The sequence below is a fragment of the Kitasatospora sp. NBC_01560 genome, from assembly GCF_045208415.1.
GTDB lineage: Bacteria > Actinomycetota > Actinomycetes > Streptomycetales > Streptomycetaceae > Kitasatospora.
Map to the genome: position 1 here is coordinate 2779972 of NZ_CP109364.1, position 16834 is coordinate 2796805.

The window sequence follows — 16834 nt, forward strand, 5'->3', positions numbered from 1 at the left end:
CATCACATCGGCCACCTCATTACCGCGGACCGGACGGGCAATGCGGACAAAGGGTGGTGAAACGTTTCCTCACCCGTCGCACTGCTGCAGCATCGCCTTCTTGTCGGCCTCGGTGACCGGCAGTTGGTACTTCAGCGACACCTGAGCGAACCGCACCGCGTAGGAGCAGCGGACGGCCGGATTGGCGGGCAGCCAGGCGGCCGGGCCGGAGTCGCCCTTGGAGGCGTTCTGCGAGCCGTCGGCCGGGACGAGGTTGAGCGGGTCGTTGGCGATCTGCACGCGCTTGGCCTTGTCCCACTTGGCGGCGCCCATCTGCCAGTCGTACGAGAGCGGCATCACGTGGTCGATCTGGATCTTCGAGGCCTGCTGCTTCGTCCACCGGACGGTCTTGCCGGTGTACGGGTCGTCGATGGTCATCGCGGTGACGGTGCAGGCGGAGCCGTCCTTGTGCTCCACCGCCCGGCCGTCGCGGGCCAGCAGGTCGTTGCGGGTGTCGCAGCTGTTGTGGCCGCCGGGGACGCCGTCCACGTTGTCGGTCCAGGCCGGGCCGAACTCGTTGCGGTCGTAGCCGTCCTTCGGCCCGGCGGCCGCGGTGGCGACCCTGGCGATGAGATCCCGGCCGGCCTTCCGGTCCTCGGCCGAAGTCAGCGGCGCCAGACCGGGCTTGGTGCCGTCCGGGTTCTGCAGCGGGCTGGTGGCCGTACCACCGCCGGCGGGCGCCCCGGCGGCGTCGGACGAGGGCTTCCCGGCGCCGGTGCAGCCGGCCAGCGCCAGGGTGGGTATCAGGAAGAGGACGGCGGCGGGCACGGCGGAGCGGCGGGCGGGCACGGAGAACTCCCGAGGTGGGGGGCGACTGACGGCGCCCCAGCAGACCAGCCGCCCCACACCCCGTCAAGGCGGCGCAACACGGGGCGTTCGAGCATGTCGAAGCTCACACCCCGGCGCCCGCCGGTGCACCGCCGGGACTCCTCAGGCCCCGGCCGACCGCGCGATCTCGGCGAGGACGGCGTCCGGCGGCGTCGCCACGACCCCCAACTCGCGCCGGGCGGCGGCGGAGTCGAGCAGCTGCGGGCGGTAGTAGAGGTAGCCCATCTCCACCACCTCGGCGAGGATCTCGTCCTCCTCGCCCAGCTCCGCCAGCTCCTCCGGCGAGATCGCGGTCAGCTTCGGCGCGGGTGCGCCCGCCGCCTCGGCCAGCCCCGAGGCGAGCGTCCGGGCCGATGCCTCGCTGGTGCTGGGCACGTGCCAGGCCCGCCCCCAGGCCGCCTCGGAGCGGGCGGCCGCGATCAGGGTGTCGGCCACGTCGCCGGTGTACGACCAGCTGTGCGGCACGTCCAGGTCGGCCGGGTAGGAGACGGGCTCGCCGGCCGTCGCGGCCGGGGCGACCGTCAGCTGGAACAGCGAGACGGCCCCCGGCCCGAGGAAGTCGCTGGCCCGCACCTCGGTGACACGCACCCGGCCGGCCCGGTGGGCGGCCAGCGCGTCCTGCCACAGGCCCGCCCGCAGCGCGCCCTTGCGGCTGGTCGGCGCGAGCGGCAGCCCCTCGTGGTACCGGCCGTCCACCGGCCCGTAGCCGTAGAGGTTGCCGAGCATCACGTAGCCGGCTCCGGTCCGCTCGGCGGTGACCAGCAGGGCGGCGGCCAGGGCCGGGAACTCCTGCGGCCAGCGGTGGTACGGCGGTGCGGCGCAGTTGATCAGGGCTGCCGCGCCCTCGGTGAGGGCGGTGAGCCGGTCGGCGTCGGTCGCGTCGGCGGCGATCCGCTCGATGCCGGGGTGCTCGGGCCCGGCGCCGCGCCGGGTGATCAGGCGGACTCGCTGGCCGGACGCGGCGAGCCGGAGTGCGGTGGCGGTGCCGATGGATCCGGCACCGGTGACGACGTGGAAGGACATGGCGCTGCTCCGGGTTGACAGGGGGTGGATGCGGCGGCGCCGGCCCGGCGCCGCCGTGCTCCACTCTCCGGCCGGGCGCCGTCACGGAACAGCGCGCCGGCTGCCAAGCTTCCGGAGGTTCTGGCCATGCCCTCGCCCGCGCTGACGCACCGGATCGCGGTGCTCGCCGTCCCGCCGGTGACCACTTTCGACCTGTCCATCCCCGACATCGTCTTCGGCTCCGCCGAGTCGGCCGGAAAGCCGGCGTACGAGGTGACGGTCTGCACGACGGAGCCCGGCCCCGTGGCGGCGACCGGCAGCCTCCAGGTCGTCGTCCCGCACGGGCTGGACGTCCTGGCGCGGGCCGACACCGTGATCGTGACGGGCTCGGGCGCGCGGGCCGAGGCGGACTCCCGGGTGCTGGCCGCGCTGCGGGCGGCGGCCGACCGGGGTGCGCGGGTCGCCTCGCTGTGCACCGGCGCCTTCGTCCTGGCCCAGGCCGGGCTGCTGGACGGCCGCAGCGCCACCACCTACTGGGTGCAGGCCGGGGCACTCGGCCACCGCTTCCCGGCCGTCCGGGTGGAGCGGGCGCTGTTCGTGGAGGACGGCCCGGTGCTGACCTCGGCGGGACTGACCGCGGGGATCGACCTCTGCCTCCACATGGTCCGCTCCGACCACGGCGCGGCGGTGGCCAACGCGGTGGCCCGGCTGGCGGTGATCTCGGCGGCCCGGGACGGCGGGCAGGCCCCGTACCTCCCGGCGCCGGTGTCGGCGGCGGACGGCACCTCGCTGGCCGCCACCCGGGCCTGGGCGCAGCAGCGGCTGCACGAGCCGCTCACCCTGGCCGCGCTGGCCGCGCACGCGGGGGTGAGCGTCCGCACCCTCAACCGCCGGTTCCTGGCCGAGGCCGGCACCACGCCGCTTCAATGGCTGCTGTCCCAAAGGGTCGAGTGGGCCCGCGAGTTGCTGGAGACCACGGACCAGCCGGTCGATCTGGTCGCCGACCGGGCCGGGTTCGGCACCGCCGACTCGCTGCGCCGCCACCTGCTCCAGCGGGTCGGCATGACCCCGCGCGCCTACCGCGCGCGCTTCGCCCTGTCGGCCCGGGTGGGGCGCCGGCCCGCCGGGAGGACGCCGTGACCGCCGGGCCCCGCCGCCCGGACCGGCCGGTCCGCCACCGGTCAGCCCCCCGGTCAGCCGCCGGTCACTCCCCCGACCAGCCGCCGGTCAGCCGCCGATCGCCGACATCGGCCGGTCCGGGCGGACGAAGTCGGCCGAGTCGATGCTGTGCCCGGGGCCCTTGCGGGCGATGGTGCTGCGCCAGGCCTCCTCGATCCGCTCGTCGTCGGCCCCGCCGCGCAGCAGCGCGCGCAGGTCCGACTCCTCGGTCGCGAAGAGGCAGTTGCGCAGCTGCCCGTCGGCGGTGAGCCGGACGCGGTCGCAGCCGCCGCAGAACGGGCGGGTCACGGAGGCGATCACGCCGATCACGGTGTCGGTGCCGGCGATCCGCCACTCCTCGGCGGGGGCGTTCCCGTGCCGGCCGACCGGGACGAGCTCCCAGCGGGTGGCGAGCACCGCCAGGATCTCGTCGGCGGTGACCATCGCGTTCCGGTCCCAGGCGCCCTGCGCGTCCAGCGGCATGGACTCGATGAACCGCATCCGGTAGCCGTGCCCGGCGGCGAACTCGACGAGGTCGAGGATCTCGTCGTCGTTGACGCCGCGCACCGGCACCGCGTTGACCTTCACCGGCGCCAGTCCGGCGGCCTGCGCGGCGGCCAGGCCGGCGAGGACGTCGGCGATCCGGTCCCGGCGGGTGATCTCGGCGTACCGCTCGGGGCGCAGGGTGTCCAGGCTGACGTTGACCCGGTGCAGCCCGGCCTCGTGGAGCGCCGTGGCGGTGCGGGCCAGCCCGATGCCGTTGGTGGTGAGCGAGACCTCGGGCCCGAGTGCGGTGATCCGGCCGATCAGCGCCGGGAGTCCGCGCCGCAGCAGCGGTTCGCCGCCGGTGAGCCGCACCGAGGTGATGCCCAGCCGCCCGACGGCGATCCGGACCAGCCGGACCACCTCGTCGTCGCTCAGCACCTCGGCCTTCGGGAGCCAGGCGAGGCCCTCGGCCGGCATGCAGTAGGTGCAGCGCAGGTTGCAGCGGTCGGTGAGCGAGACCCGCAGGTCGGTGTGGACCCTGCCGAAGCGGTCCAGCAGCGGGCGCGGTGCGGTGTTCATCGACTCAGTACAGGGGCTGGCGGCCGGGAGATCCAGCCGCCGAACTGCCGGGGAACTGCCGCCACCTGCGGGTTTCCCTTGTGCATTCGTCCAACTGTGCCTTCGTACGGCTGCGCGGGGCGGCCCGGAGAAGGCAGGCTTGGCCCATGCAGAGCAGTGATCGGCGCCCGCCCGCACCGGTGGCCGCGCTCGTCCTGGCCGCCGGCGGCGGGCGGCGGCTGGGCGGCCGCCCGAAGGCCCTGATCCCGTACCGGGGGCGGCCGTTGGTGGAGCACGCGGTGACCACCGTCCGCTCGGGCGGCTGCCCGGACGTGACGGTGGTGCTGGGCGCGGACCGCGAGCGGGTCCGGGCCACCGCCCACCTGCCGGGCTGCCGGCTGGTGGCCAACCCGGACTGGGCGGGCGGCATGGGCTCCTCGCTGCGGGCCGGGCTGGCCGCGCTGGCGCCGGGGGTGTCGGCGGTGCTGGTGATGCTGGTGGACACCCCCGGCGTCACCCCGGCGGCGGTGGCCCGGCTGCTGGCCGCCCACCGGGCGGGCGCCGACCTGGCCGCCGCGGCGTACACGGGGCGGCGCGGGCACCCGGTGCTGATCGGGGCGCGGCACTTCGCCGAGGCGGCGGCGGGCGCGACCGGGGACTCCGGCGCGCGGGCCCTGCTGGCGGCCCACGCGGCGGAGATCGCGCTGGTGGAGTGCGCCGACGTGGCCGTCCCCGACGACCTGGACACCCCGGCCGACCTCGCCCGCTGGTCCGCCGGCTGACCGGGGCGCGGCCGGGGCGGCCGGGCTCCCGGGGCGCACTCCCCCCGTGGGACCGGCCGCCCTCCTCCTCCGCGGCGACCGATCGACCGCATACCCCTGATCTGTCCCTGAGGATTGCCGCATTCCGCGCCAAGGCCCCCGTGTTTCGGGGAGCATGGGACACGTCCTTCCACCCCGATTCGAACGGACGGTGCCCGCGATGTCCGGACTGCCCGACGACTTCACCGGACGCGAGCCTGCCCACCACGGGCCGGGGGCGGGTGGTGGCGCCCGGGCGATCCGCTGCCCCGCCTGCCGGCGCGAGCACCTGTACGAGCCGCCGTCGCTGCCCTGCCCCTGCGGCGCCTCGCTGAAGGTCCCGCTGCTGCGCGGCGGCGTGCCGGTGCAGGTGCGGTTCCGGTCCTGGGAGGACTCCTGGCTGAACATGCGCTGCCCGCACTGCGGCCGTTCCGACCAGTGGCCGCAGCCCGAGTTCACCTGCAACTGCGGCGCCACCGTACGGCTCCCGGTGGACCGCACCACCCGCCTCGGCGGCAGCGCCACCGCGGGCCGGCCCGGCGCCGGGCAGCTCGGCCCGGCCGGAGCGCCGTCCACCCGCCCCTCCCCGGCCCACCCGCAGGGTGCGCCGGTCCCCGCGCCGCCGGGCGGCTCCGGCACGTCGGCCACGCCCTGGCGGCGCCGGGCGCCGTTCCGCCCGCACCCCGTCCGCACCTCGCAGGACGCGGTGTTCACCGCCGCCCGCTACCTGGAGTGGCTGGGCTTCGAGGACTTGGAGCTGACGGAGGCCCAGGAGCGCGACGGGGTCACCCTGCTGGGCAGCCGGATGGTCGCCCAGGTGGACACCTGGACGGAGCCGGCCGACGTGAAGTCGGTGGAGTGCCTCTGGCTGCAGACCCTGCACGCCGAGGAGATGGCCGCCGCGATGTTCACCCTGGCCGGCTACTCCCACCAGGCCACCGTCCGCGGCGAGCAGTTGCTGGTCGCCCTGTTCAGCCTGGATCTGGCCGGCGTGCCGCAGCCCGCCAACGGCGCCGCCGAGGCCCTGATGGAGACCGGCTGGACGTCCTGACCCGCTCCGGCCGGCCCCGCTCCCGCCCGCCCGGCCGGGGCCGACCGGCGGGGCCTCTCTAGATCATTCCGCCGCCGAACGCAACAACCTGCGCTCGTGATCTGGTGCACAAGCTCACCCACGTGTTGAATTGCCGCCACAACGCGGGCCTGGGGGACGGCCCGCGTCCTGCTGGATGGCGCACACAAGGAGGTGGCGTTGTCGGAGCACGGATGGGGCCCGGGCGACCGGGACGGGCGGGAGGGGCTCGGGCGGGCGGGGCCCCCGGAGCCGGGGGACACCGTATGGCGGTTACGGTCCCGGGCGTGCTGGCAGGAGGCCGCGGAACTGTTGCGCCCGACCGCCGAGGGCGATCCGGCGGTGGCCCTCGGGCGGGCCGAACTCCTCATCGAGCAGTGCCTGTTCACGGCCGCGCACTGGACCCAGGCCGAACAGGCGCTGCGTCTGGCCGAGGCCGTCGCCACCAGTACCGAGCAGCGCGCGGCCGCCGCCTGCGCCCGCGGCTTCCTGGCGTACGTCGCCAGTGTGCTCGGTGCGCACGACCGGCTCGACGAGGCACAGGCCGCGCTCGGCCGCACCTCGGCGCTGCTGCCGCCGGACGCTCCCGGGCGCCCGCTGCTGGACTTCCGCCGCGGCCTGGTCGCGGAGAACCTGCTGCGCGACCGGACGGCGGCCTGGATCGCCTACCGCCGGGCGCACGACGGCGCGGGCGAGCGCGGTGACGAACTGCTGCGCTCCTACACCTGGCGGCACCTGGCCGCGCTGGCCCAGGCCGCCGGGGACCACGAGCGGGCCCGGGAGGGGTTCGACGCCTCGCTGCGCCTGCGGGAGCAGCTCGGCTTCACGGTCGGCGTGGCGCCCGCACTGGCGGCGCTGGCCGAGGTCTCCGAGCCGGGCGAGGCGGCCCGGCTCCGGGCCGAGGCGACCCGGCTGGTCCAGGCGCTCGGGGGCGTACCGGTCTGGCTCGCGCGCCAGCTGGGCGCGGCGCGCACGCCGGGTACTCCGCCGGACGGACGCATCGGGCGGGAACCTCGGGGGAGCATCAGCTAAGGTGAGCCTAACCTGGCCGGGGCGAGCAGTGCCCCGGCCGGGTTCGCCTTGCCGTTCCCGGGCCCCGCCAGGCCCCGGCCGGCCGGGCCCGGCTCCCGGCGCGCCCACCAGCGCCACCCCCGCCGGGACGGGCCGGGCGGTCCGGCACGGGCTCCGGTCGACCCGATGGGGCCGCACCATGACCGCGAGCAGCACCGCCCACTGCACCACCACCGTTCCGGACGCCCCGGGCCCTTCCGGTGCTCCCGCGGGCCCCGGCCGCCCGCAGCCCTGCGCGGCGAGCCACCGCCGGATCGGCGAACTGTTCCCGGCCCTCCGGGTGCACGGCGGCCCGCCCAGAAGCGGCGACGGCTGGATCGCCGGCGCCGACCTGATCGCCCGCCCGGAGGCGCTGCGCGAGCTGATCGCCCACGACGCCGGGGAGGGCCTGGCCCGGTACGGGCGGCCGCTGCGCCCCGACGTCGCGGCCGGCTTCGGCCTGCACCGCTTCACCTGGCCGGCAGCGCTGCTGTTCACGCTGCCCTGGTTCCTGGAGCGCCGGGTGCCGCTGCTCGCCCCGGCGGACGTCTCGGTCCGCCGCCGCACCGGCGAGCTGACCGCCCGCACCGGCGCCTTCGTCTGCCTGCCCGACGACCCGGCGACCGGCCTGCCCGGGGCCCGGCCGGTGGCCGGCGAGCCGGAGCTGGCCGCCGAGCTGCGCTCGGCGCTGGCGAGGTTCCTGACGCCGGTGCTCGGGGCCTTCCGCCCGGAGGTGCGGCGCGGTCCGCGCACGCTCTGGGCGATGGCGACGGACGCGGTGGTGGAGGGGCTCTGGCACGTCGGCGGACTGCTGGGCGAGGCTGACCGGGCCCGCACCGAGCTGACCGCCCTGCTCGCGCCGGTGCCGCCGGGGTGCGCGCCGGGCGCGGACGTCTCCTCGTTCACGCCGGGCGCCGGCTTCGCGACCGCGCGCCCGGGCCTGTCCTGCGCCCCCGGCGCACCGGACACGCCGACCACCGACCGCACCCGGGCGAGCTGCTGCCTCGTGTACACCGTGCAGGCCGAGGCCATGTGCGGCGGCTGTCCCCGCGTCATGCGCGGTTGACCGGATTCCCCCCGGACGGGCTCGCACCGCCCTTGGAATTCCGGGAAATATCCACCCTTAATTAATCCGACAATGCGACTTCTCCCACGTCAGAAATCCCTCTCCTCAGCGCATTGACGGAGAATCAGCCATTCCGGGCCCGCGTATCCGCCATGATGGTCCCCGCCATCACGACGCAGGAAAGCGAGGCTGGTCCAGGCGATGAAACTGTCCGACATACCGCTCGGTTGGGCCGTCACCGGCGTTGCGGTGCTGCTGGTCACCGCCCTGCTGGTGGCCCTGGCCCGGACGCGGGGATCCGCCACCGGATCGGGCGGCGCGGATTCCTGGGAGCGTTCCGAGGAACGCCGCCGCCGCAAGGAGTCCCTGTACGGAGGGGCCTCCTACACGCTGCTGTTCTGCTGCGCCGCCGTCGCGGCCGCGCTCTCCTTCCACGGCCTGGTCGGATTCGGCGTGCAGAACCTCAACCTCTCGGGGGGCTGGGAGTACCTGGTGCCGTTCGGCCTGGACGGCGCGGCGATGTTCTGCTCCGTCCTCGCCGTCCGCGAGGCCAGCCACGGCGACGCCGCCCTCGGCTCACGCCTGCTGGTCTGGCTGTTCGCCGGCGCCTCGGCCTGGTTCAACTGGGTGCACGCCCCGCGCGGCTTCGGCCACGCCGGCGCGCCGCAGTTCTTCGCGGGGATGTCCCTCTCGGCCGCCGTGCTGTTCGACCGGGCGCTCAAGCAGACCCGCCGGGCCGCGCTGCGCGAGCAGGGGCTGGTGCCCCGTCCGCTGCCGCAGATCCGGATCGTCCGCTGGATGCGCGCCCCGCGCGAGACCTACGCGGCCTGGTCGCTGATGCTGCTGGAGGGTGTCCGCAGCCTCGACGAGGCGGTCGACGAGGTGCGCGAGGACAAGCGGGAGAAGGTCGCGGAGAAGGAACGCCGCAAACTGGCCGGGCGCCGCGAGCGGGCCGAGATCCGGGCCATCAACCGCACCAACAGCGTCTGGCGCCAGCGCGGCACCGCCCGGCAGCTGGAGTCCGGCCAGGAGTCCGCCATAGCCGGCGGGCCCGCGGCGGACCGGCCCGCCGTCGAACCGCCCGCCCCCGCCGAGGGCCCGGTGGCGCAGCCCGGCCTGCCGGCCCGGCCGGAACGGCGCACCATCGACCTCACGCTGGAGGACGACACCGTCGCACTCCCCCGGCTGGACTCGCTGGAGCGCAAGCTGAAGGACCTGGAGCAGCAGTTCGGCTGAGCCGGGTCGGCGGTGCCCCCGGCCGGAGCCTTCCGGCCGGGGGTGCCGACGACGACGCGGGCCCCCGCGGTCAGGCCGCCGGCGTGGCGGTCAGCTCGAACCACATCCGCTTGCCCGAGCCGCGCGGTTCCACGCCCCAGCCGTCGGCCAGCGCCTCGACCAGCATCAGCCCGCGCCCGGAGGAGGCCTGCTCCCCCGGCGTCCGGCGGGTCGGCCAGAGGTCGGACTCGTCCTCCACCTCGACCCGGAGCCGGGCCCGCCCGCCGTCGGCCACCGCCTCCCGGTAGAGCCGGGCGGTGAACATGGCGTCCCGGTCGGTGTGCCGGATGGCGTTGGTGACCAGCTCGGAGGCGAGCAGCTCGGCCGTGTCCACCAGCTCGGCGACGCCCCAGCGGCGCAGCGCGTCCCGCAGCTCGGCGCGGACCTCGGAGATCCGGGCCAGGTCGGCCTGCCCGATCCGGCGGCGCAGCTGCTGGGCGGCCAGACCGCCCTCCGGTCCGTCCCAGCGCAGCAGCAGCAACGCTATGTCGTCCTCGCGCTCGCTGTCGTCGGCGGCCTGCGAGGCGATCCGGTCGGCGAGCTCCTCCAGCGGGTCCCGGCCGTGGCCGGTCCCGCCGGCCGGCGGGCCGGCGAGCACCGCGGTGAGCCGGGCGATGCCCTCGTCGAGGTCCGTGCCGCGCGCCTCGACCAGCCCGTCGGTGCAGAGCACCACCGTCTCGCCCGGGTCCAGGCTGAACCGGGTGACCCGGTACTCCTCGTCGGGGGCGATGCCCAGCGGCAGCCCGCCCGTGACCGGGACGACGGCGGCGGTGCCGTCCGCGCGGCGGACCAACGGGTCGAGGTGGCCCGCCCGGACGGCGTACACGACGCCGTAGTCGACGTTCACCTCGGCGTAGGTGCAGGTGGCGAAGTGGTCGGTGTCCAGGTCGGCGAGGAACCGGGAGGCGCGGGCCATCACGGCGGCCGGCGGGTGGCCCTCGGCCGCGTACGCGCGCAGCGCGATCCGCAGCTGGCCCATGATCCCGGCGGCGTGCACGTCGTGGCCCTGGACGTCACCGATCACCAGGCCGACGTGCCCGCCGGGCAGCGGGACGACGTCGTACCAGTCGCCGCCGATCTGCAGGCCGGAGCCGGCCGCAAGGTAGCGGACGGCGGTGGTGACGCCGGGGACGGAGGGGACGGTGCGCGGCAGCATCACCCGCTGCAGGCCGGCCGCCAGCTCGTGCTCGGCGTCGTGCAGCCGGGCCCGTGCCAGTGACTGCGCGACCAGCCCGCCCAGGGTGGACAGCAGGGTGCGCTCGTCGGCGTCCAGCTGGCGGTCGTCGTCGAAGCTGACCACGCAGACGCCGATCGCCCGGCCGCTGGCCACCAGCGGCAGGAACGCCCAGGAGCTGCGGCCGGTCCGGCTGGTCGGCTCCCAGACCTCCGCGTAGCGCTCGCGGTACTCCTCACGGCTGGCGACGAAGACGGGGGCGCGGTTGCGCAGCGCCTCGGCGGCCGGGTGGGCGGCCGGCAGGACCGAGCGGTCCCAGACGGCGAGCTCGTCGGGCCGGTAGCCGGAGGCGCCGAGGATCTGCACCCGGCCGGCCTCGAAGGAGGCCAGCACCAGGCCGTCCGGCGGCAGGCCGGGCAGCGGCAGCTCGGTGAAGACCCGGGCGACGTCCCGGACGGTGACGGCCTCGGAGAGCGCGCGGGCGGCCTCCTTGATGAACCGCGAGCGCTCCTCGCGGAGCAGGGCCATCCGGTCGGCGCGGTCGCGCTTGTGCAGCTCGACGGTGGCGTCCCAGACGAAGCCGACCATCCGGGAGGCGCGGCCGAAGGCGTCCGCGAGGACCCTGCCGCGGAACCGGACGGCCCGCATCGCGCCGTTCGGCCCGACCGTGCGGTAGTAGGCGCCGCACTGGCCCAGCTCGGTCACCGCGCGCTCGACCCGGCGGCGGACCACCGGCGCGTCCTCGGGGTGCAGCAGGGCCAGGAAGGAGGCGGAGGTGCGGTCGAAACGGCCCCGGTCGGCGCCGTCCAGGCCCATGATGGCGCAGGCCCGCTGGTCGCCCTCCAGGACGTCGCGGCGGATGTCCCAGTCGAAGGAGCCGATGCCGTTGGCGGCCATCGCCGGCTCCAGCCAGTCCGGCGTGGAGTCGCCCGGGACGACCGGCAGGCCGCCGGAGAGCATCGGCGCCAGCCGCCCGGCCGCCAGCCCCGGTGCTGTCCGCAGCGCATGGCGGCGCACCGCCTGCGCGGGTGGTCTCACCCGCCCCGTCCCGGCCGTGGACTGACCGGGAGGAAGCGCCGGCCCCGGGGACTCGGGCTCAGTGGGCATGCTGCTCCTGCCGCTGCCGTGGCGGACCGCGCCGACCGTTCGGCCGGGCCGCGTGGCGGTGTGATGGGTGGTGCTGGATGGAGTCGTGCTGGATCGGTCCGTGCGACGGGCGGTGGTCGGTCGAGGTGAGGTCTCCCCGCTGCTTCCCGCACGTGGACACACATTCCCACCATCCTGGCCAATGTTCGGCCGAGCGGCAATGGCAACGGGCCGGAAATCTTCCGGCCGGTTCACGTTCCGGTCTTCGCTCCGGCCTTCGCCCCGGCGTTCCGTTCGATGGCGAACGACATGATTTCCCGGGGCGATCACAGTTCTTCCACGGAGTCTTCCAAGAAGTGGATCTCCCGCCGGGGAGAACCGGAGCGCCCACCGGCCGTTCGGGGGCGGGCCGGGGCGGGCCGGGGCTTCTCCGAGCGCCGGCCCGCGCCCGGGCGACCCCGCACGTTACGGGCGCGGCCGGGCGGCCGGCGTCAGGTCGAGGCCAGCTCGAACCAGGTGACCTTGCCGTCCCCGCGCAGCTGCACTCCCCAGGAGTCCGCCAGCGCCTCGACCAGTACCAGCCCGCGGCCCGAGGTGGCGTACTCGGCCTCCGGGTCGCGGCGGCGGCCCGGCAGCCGAGCGGCGCCGTCCTGGACCTCGATCCGCAGCCGGAGGTCCGCGGTGAGCGCCGCGTCGAAGACCGCACCCTGGCCGGTGTGCAGCAGCGCGTTGGTGACCAGCTCGGAGGAGAGCAGCTCGGCCGTGTCGGCCAGCTCGGGCACCCCCCAGTGGCTGAGCGCGGAGCGCAGCCGGCGGCGGACGGCGCCGACCGCGACCAGGTCGGCCGCCTCGACAGCCAGGTGGAGCCGCCGGTGCAGCGCGCAGCCGGGCGCCGGGGTGCCGGGCAGGACCGGCTCCGCCGCCCCGGCGACACCGGACGCGCCCGGTGCAGCCCCCTGGGCCCTGGACCGGAAGGCGTCCCCCGAACTCGTCCGCTGCCGCGGGAATCGCGACTGACCGTCCATCAACACATGCCCCCGCCCTCTGTCCGGGCACCCGGTGCCGGATCCCCCGCCGGCCGGGTGGCCCCTTCGTTCTGACCACCATCCTCATGCCCAGCTTTCGGCATTTGCAACAGTGTGCGTGCGATCACCCGGGGTGAAAGGGGCACGGGGCGGTTCACGTGATCCAACTGCCCGCGCCGGACAGGTTTGCGATGCACAGGCGCAGTTTTCGAACTCCACCGGCGGGCAGCCCGGCGGCCCGGTCACTCCACCCGCCCCGGTCGCCGCCGCGCACGCCCGGGCGCGCCCCGGCCCGCACCGCCGCCCGCACCGCCGCCCGCGCCCGCCCGGCACCCGGTGACCTCCCCCGGTCCCCGGCGCGCCCGGGGACCCGATGGCGGCTCCCGGCGAGCCGAACACCCGGGGACGGGCAACGCTGGACAGGGCGGCCGGGTCCGGGTTCAATGGCCCGAGATGTTTGAACGCCGTTCTAACTTCATCACCCTCCCACCCTCCCCGGCGACCGCGAGCGAGGAACCGTGCGACTGACCCCCACCGAACGGGACCGGCTGCTGATCTTCACAGCCGCCGAGCTGGCCCGCGCCCGCCGGGCCCGCGGCGTGCGACTGAACATCCCCGAGGCGCACGCCCTGATCGCGGACACCGTCTGCGAGGCCGCCCGCGACGGCCGGCGCCTCGCCGAGGCGATCGAGGCCGGCCGCTCCGTCCTCACCGCCGAGGACGTGCTGCCCGGCGTCCCCGACGTGGTCACCGTGGTCCAGGTCGAGGCGGTGTTCGACGACGGCACCCGCCTCGCCGTGGTGAACGACCCGTTCAAGGGCGCCGGCTCGCTCGGCGACGAGGCCCCCGGCGGCGCGCTGATCGGCGCCGGTGCCGGCTACGACCCGGTGGAGGAGACGGTCGTCCTGCCCGTCCACAACACCTCCGACGTGCCGATCTCGGTCACCTCGCACTTCCACTTCTTCGAGTCGAACCCGCGCCTCGCCTTCGACCGGGCCGCCGCCTACGGCACCCACCTGGCAGTGCCGGCCGGCTCCTCGGTGCGCTTCGATCCGGGGGCCACCGTCGAGGTGGGCCTCGTCCCGATCGGCGGCGGGCGGGTCGCGATCGGCTTCGCCGGGCTGGTCGACGGCCCGCTGGACGCGCCCGGCGCCAAGGAGGCCGCGCTGGCCAAGGCCCGCGCGACCGGCTACCTCACCCGCTTCGACGACGCCGAGGTGGAGTCGTGAGCGGCCGGCCGACGCACCCCCGGCCGCCGGCCGGGCAGCAGCAAGCGAACGGAGCCGCCACCCGGGCGTGGGCGGACGAGCGAAGCGAGGCCGGAGCATGACCGCCATCACCCCCCACGACTACATCTCCGTGCACGGCCCGCGGGCCGGCGACCGGATCCGGCTCGGGGACTCCGGCCTGATCGTCCGCGTCGAGTCCGACTCCCAGGCACCGGGCGACGAATTCCTGGCCGGCTTCGGCAAGACCGCCCGCGACGGCCTGCACCTCAAGCCCGCGGCCGTCCGCGACACCTGCGACGTGGTGATCAGCAACGTGCTGGTGATCGACGCCGTCCAGGGCATCCGGAAGACCTCGATCGGCCTGATCGACGGCCGGATCGCCTCGATCGGGCGGGCCGGGAACCCGGACACCCTCGACGGCGTGGACGTGGTGGTCGGCACCGGCACGACGATCGTCTCCGGCGAGGGCATGATCGCCACCGCCGGCGCCATCGACACCCACGTCCACCTGCTCTCGCCGCGGATCATGGAGGCCTCGCTCGCCTCCGGCGTCACCACCATCATCGGCCAGGAGTTCGGCCCGGTCTGGGGCGTGGGCGTCAACTCGCCCTGGGCGCTGCGGCACGCGTTCAACGCCTTCGACGCCTGGCCCGTCAACATCGGCTTCCTCGGCCGGGGCTCCTCCTCCGACCCGGCCCCGCTGATCGAGGCGCTCGCCGAGGGCGGCGCCTCCGGCTTCAAGGTCCACGAGGACATGGGCGCCCACACCCGCGCCCTGGACACCGCGCTGCGCGTCGCCGAGGAGTACGACGTGCAGGTCGCCCTGCACACCGACGGCCTCAACGAGTGCCTCTCCGTCGAGGACACCCTCAAGGTCCTCGACGGCCGCACCATCCACGCCTTCCACATCGAGGGCTGCGGCGGCGGGCACGTCCCCAACGTGCTGAAGATGGCCGGCGTCCCCAACGTCATCGGCTCCTCCACCAACCCCACCCTGCCCTTCGGCCGCGACGCCCTCGGCGAGCACTTCGGCATGATCGTCTCCGCGCACGACCTCAAGGTCGACCTGCCCGGCGACGCCGCCATGGCCCGTGACCGCATCCGCGCCGGCACCATGGGCGCCGAGGACGTCCTGCACGACCTCGGCGTCATCGGTATCACCTCCTCCGACGCCCAGGGCATGGGCCGCGCCGGCGAGACCGTCCGCCGCACCTTCGCCATGGCCGGCAAGATGAAGGCCGAACTCGGCCCCCTCGACGGCACCGGCTCCTACGGGACGACCGAGAGCGGCGACGACAACGAGCGCGTCCTGCGCTACATCGCCAAGCTCACCATCAACCCCGCCGTCGCCCACGGCCTGGCCCACGAGGTCGGCTCCATCGAGATCGGCAAACTCGCCGACATCGTCCTCTGGCGCCCGGACCACTTCGGCGCCAAGCCGCAGCTCGTCCTCAAGGCGGGCTTCCCCGCCTACGGCGTCGTCGGCGACCCCAACGCCTCCACCGACCGCTGCGAACCCCTCGTCCTCGGCCCCCAGTTCGGCGCCCACGGCGCCACCGCCGCCGACATCTCCGTCGCCTTCGTCGCCCAGGCCGCGGCCGACGGCGCCTACCTGGACCGCGCCGCCGACGGCATGCCGACCCGCCGCCGACGGGTCGGCGTCCGCAACACCCGCGGCATCGGCCCGCGCGACATGGTGCGCAACGCCCGGATCGGCAACGTCCAGGTCACCGAGACCGGCCTGGTCTCGCTGGACGGCGACCCGCTGCGCTCCGAGCCGGCCGACAGCGTCTCGCTGAGCCGCCTCTACTTCCTCTGACCCCCGCTCCTGCCCCCGCTCCCCCACCACCCTCCGCTAGGACTCCACGATGACCACCCCCGCCGCCACCCCCGCCTCGCTCGGCTACCGGATGCCCGCCGAGTGGCACCCGCACGACCGCACCTGGATGGCCTTCCCCACCACCAACCCGACCTTCGACAGCCCGGAGAGCCTGCACGCCGGCCGCGAGGCGTGGGCCGCGGTGGCCAACACGATCGTCCGGTACGAGCCGGTCACCCTGGTGGTCAACACCGGCGAGACCGCGGAGGCGCGCAAGTACGTCGCCGAGCAGGTCGAGATCGTCGAGCGCCCGCTGGACGACGCCTGGATGCGCGACATCGGCCCGTCCTTCCTGATCGACGGCAAGGGCTCGCTCGCCGCCGCCGACTGGATCTTCAACGGCTGGGGCGCGCAGTCCTGGGCCCGCTGGGACAACGACCAGCACATCGCCGAGCACATCGGCGAGCTGACGGGCGTCCAGCGCTTCGCCTCGCGCCTGATCAACGAGGGCGGCGGCATCCACGTCGACGGCGAGGGCACCGTCCTCGTCACCGAGACCGTCCAGCTCGGCGAGGGCCGCAACTCCGACTGGACCAAGGAGAAGGTCGAGGCCGAGCTGCACGCCTTCCTCGGCACCACCAAGGCCGTCTGGCTGCCGCGCGGACTCACCCGCGACTACGACGAGTTCGGCACCCGCGGCCACATCGACATCGTCGCCTCCTTCGTCCGCCCCGGCGTCGTCGTCGCCCACGTCCAGCCGGACCCGGCCCACCCGGACCACGAGGTCTGCCAGGAGCTGGTGGCCGTCCTGCGCGCCTCCACCGACGCCCAGGGGCGGACCCTGGAGGTCATCGAACTGCCCGCCCCCACCGTCCTGCTGGACGAGGACGGCGAGCCGGTCGACTACTCGTACATCAACCACTACGTGGCCAACGGCGCCGTGATCCTGTGCGCCTTCAACGACCCGCGCGACGCCGAGGCCAAGGCCGTCCTGGAGCGCGCCTACCCGGGCCGCACCGTCGAACTGGTCGACGCCACCGAGATCTTCGCCAACGGCGGCGGCATCCACTGCATCACCCAGCAGCAGCCGAAGGCCTGACGAGTCAGCAGGTCAGGGCGCCGGCCTGGGAATTGACGTTCTCGTGATCTGCCAGGACCCGGCAGTCGCTT

The 16834-nt window shown here is 75.3% G+C and carries 14 protein-coding genes; 9 read left to right on the forward strand and 5 right to left on the reverse strand.

Annotated elements, in window-relative coordinates; translation table 11 throughout:
- Window positions 1–69 precede the first annotated feature (69 nt).
- The gene (locus tag OH807_RS11840) at window positions 70–828 is read right to left on the reverse strand and encodes an HNH endonuclease family protein (RefSeq protein ID WP_406197334.1); all 759 of its coding nucleotides are present in this window, start codon (window positions 826–828) and stop codon (window positions 70–72) included.
- Window positions 829–969: 141 nt separating this feature from the next.
- The gene (locus OH807_RS11845; RefSeq protein ID WP_406197336.1) at window positions 970–1890 is read right to left on the reverse strand and encodes an NAD-dependent epimerase/dehydratase family protein; all 921 of its coding nucleotides are present in this window, start codon (window positions 1888–1890) and stop codon (window positions 970–972) included.
- 126 nt (window positions 1891–2016) lie between these two features.
- On the opposite strand from OH807_RS11845, the gene OH807_RS11850 reads away from it, so the two are divergent.
- Window positions 2017–3009 (forward strand): GlxA family transcriptional regulator, encoded by a 993-nt coding sequence (locus OH807_RS11850; protein ID WP_406197338.1) that lies wholly within the window; start codon window positions 2017–2019, stop codon window positions 3007–3009.
- A gap of 87 nt (window positions 3010–3096) precedes the next feature.
- Here the strand turns inward: OH807_RS11850 and moaA are convergent, their stop codons facing one another.
- Window positions 3097–4092 carry a GTP 3',8-cyclase MoaA gene (moaA, locus tag OH807_RS11855; protein WP_406197340.1) on the reverse strand — a complete coding sequence of 332 codons (996 nt, stop codon included), beginning with the start codon at window positions 4090–4092 and terminating at the stop codon, window positions 3097–3099.
- Window positions 4093–4238: 146 nt separating this feature from the next.
- Here moaA and OH807_RS11860 point away from each other — a divergent pair, with 146 nt between their 5' ends.
- The 5 genes from OH807_RS11860 to OH807_RS11880 all read left to right on the forward strand — a co-directional run bounded on the left by OH807_RS11860 (window position 4239) and on the right by OH807_RS11880 (window position 9292).
- Window positions 4239–4853, forward strand: a complete 615-nt coding sequence (locus tag OH807_RS11860; RefSeq protein WP_406197342.1) for an NTP transferase domain-containing protein — start codon at window positions 4239–4241, stop codon at window positions 4851–4853.
- 199 nt (window positions 4854–5052) lie between these two features.
- Entirely contained in the window at window positions 5053–5922 is an 870-nt protein-coding gene (locus tag OH807_RS11865) for a hypothetical protein (RefSeq protein WP_406197345.1), read from the forward strand.
- Between the two features lie 171 nt (window positions 5923–6093).
- A complete protein-coding gene (locus OH807_RS11870) occupies window positions 6094–6972 on the forward strand; it encodes a hypothetical protein (protein ID WP_406210917.1) in 879 nt (292 codons plus the stop codon).
- A 178-nt stretch (window positions 6973–7150) separates the two neighbouring features.
- On the forward strand, window positions 7151–8056 hold the full coding sequence (locus OH807_RS11875) for a (2Fe-2S)-binding protein (protein ID WP_406197348.1): 906 nt from the start codon (window positions 7151–7153) through the stop codon (window positions 8054–8056).
- Window positions 8057–8257: 201 nt separating this feature from the next.
- Window positions 8258–9292 carry a DUF2637 domain-containing protein gene (locus tag OH807_RS11880; protein WP_406197351.1) on the forward strand — a complete coding sequence of 345 codons (1035 nt, stop codon included), beginning with the start codon at window positions 8258–8260 and terminating at the stop codon, window positions 9290–9292.
- 70 nt (window positions 9293–9362) lie between these two features.
- On the opposite strand, the gene OH807_RS11885 is transcribed toward OH807_RS11880, so the two are convergent.
- Both OH807_RS11885 and OH807_RS11890 read right to left on the reverse strand, forming a co-directional pair.
- Entirely contained in the window at window positions 9363–11543 is a 2181-nt protein-coding gene (locus OH807_RS11885; protein WP_406197354.1) for a SpoIIE family protein phosphatase, read from the reverse strand.
- 539 nt (window positions 11544–12082) lie between these two features.
- Window positions 12083–12616, reverse strand: coding sequence for an ATP-binding protein (locus tag OH807_RS11890; RefSeq protein ID WP_406197357.1), 534 nt, complete (start codon window positions 12614–12616; stop codon window positions 12083–12085).
- A 518-nt stretch (window positions 12617–13134) separates the two neighbouring features.
- On the opposite strand from OH807_RS11890, the gene OH807_RS11895 reads away from it, so the two are divergent.
- The 3 genes from OH807_RS11895 to OH807_RS11905 all read left to right on the forward strand — a co-directional run bounded on the left by OH807_RS11895 (window position 13135) and on the right by OH807_RS11905 (window position 16763).
- Window positions 13135–13845, forward strand: coding sequence for an urease subunit gamma (locus tag OH807_RS11895; protein WP_406197359.1), 711 nt, complete (start codon window positions 13135–13137; stop codon window positions 13843–13845).
- A gap of 97 nt (window positions 13846–13942) precedes the next feature.
- On the forward strand, window positions 13943–15664 hold the full coding sequence (locus tag OH807_RS11900) for an urease subunit alpha (RefSeq protein WP_406197362.1): 1722 nt from the start codon (window positions 13943–13945) through the stop codon (window positions 15662–15664).
- 49 nt (window positions 15665–15713) lie between these two features.
- Window positions 15714–16763, forward strand: coding sequence for an agmatine/peptidylarginine deiminase (locus OH807_RS11905; protein WP_406197365.1), 1050 nt, complete (start codon window positions 15714–15716; stop codon window positions 16761–16763).
- Window positions 16764–16834: the final 71 nt, after the last annotated feature.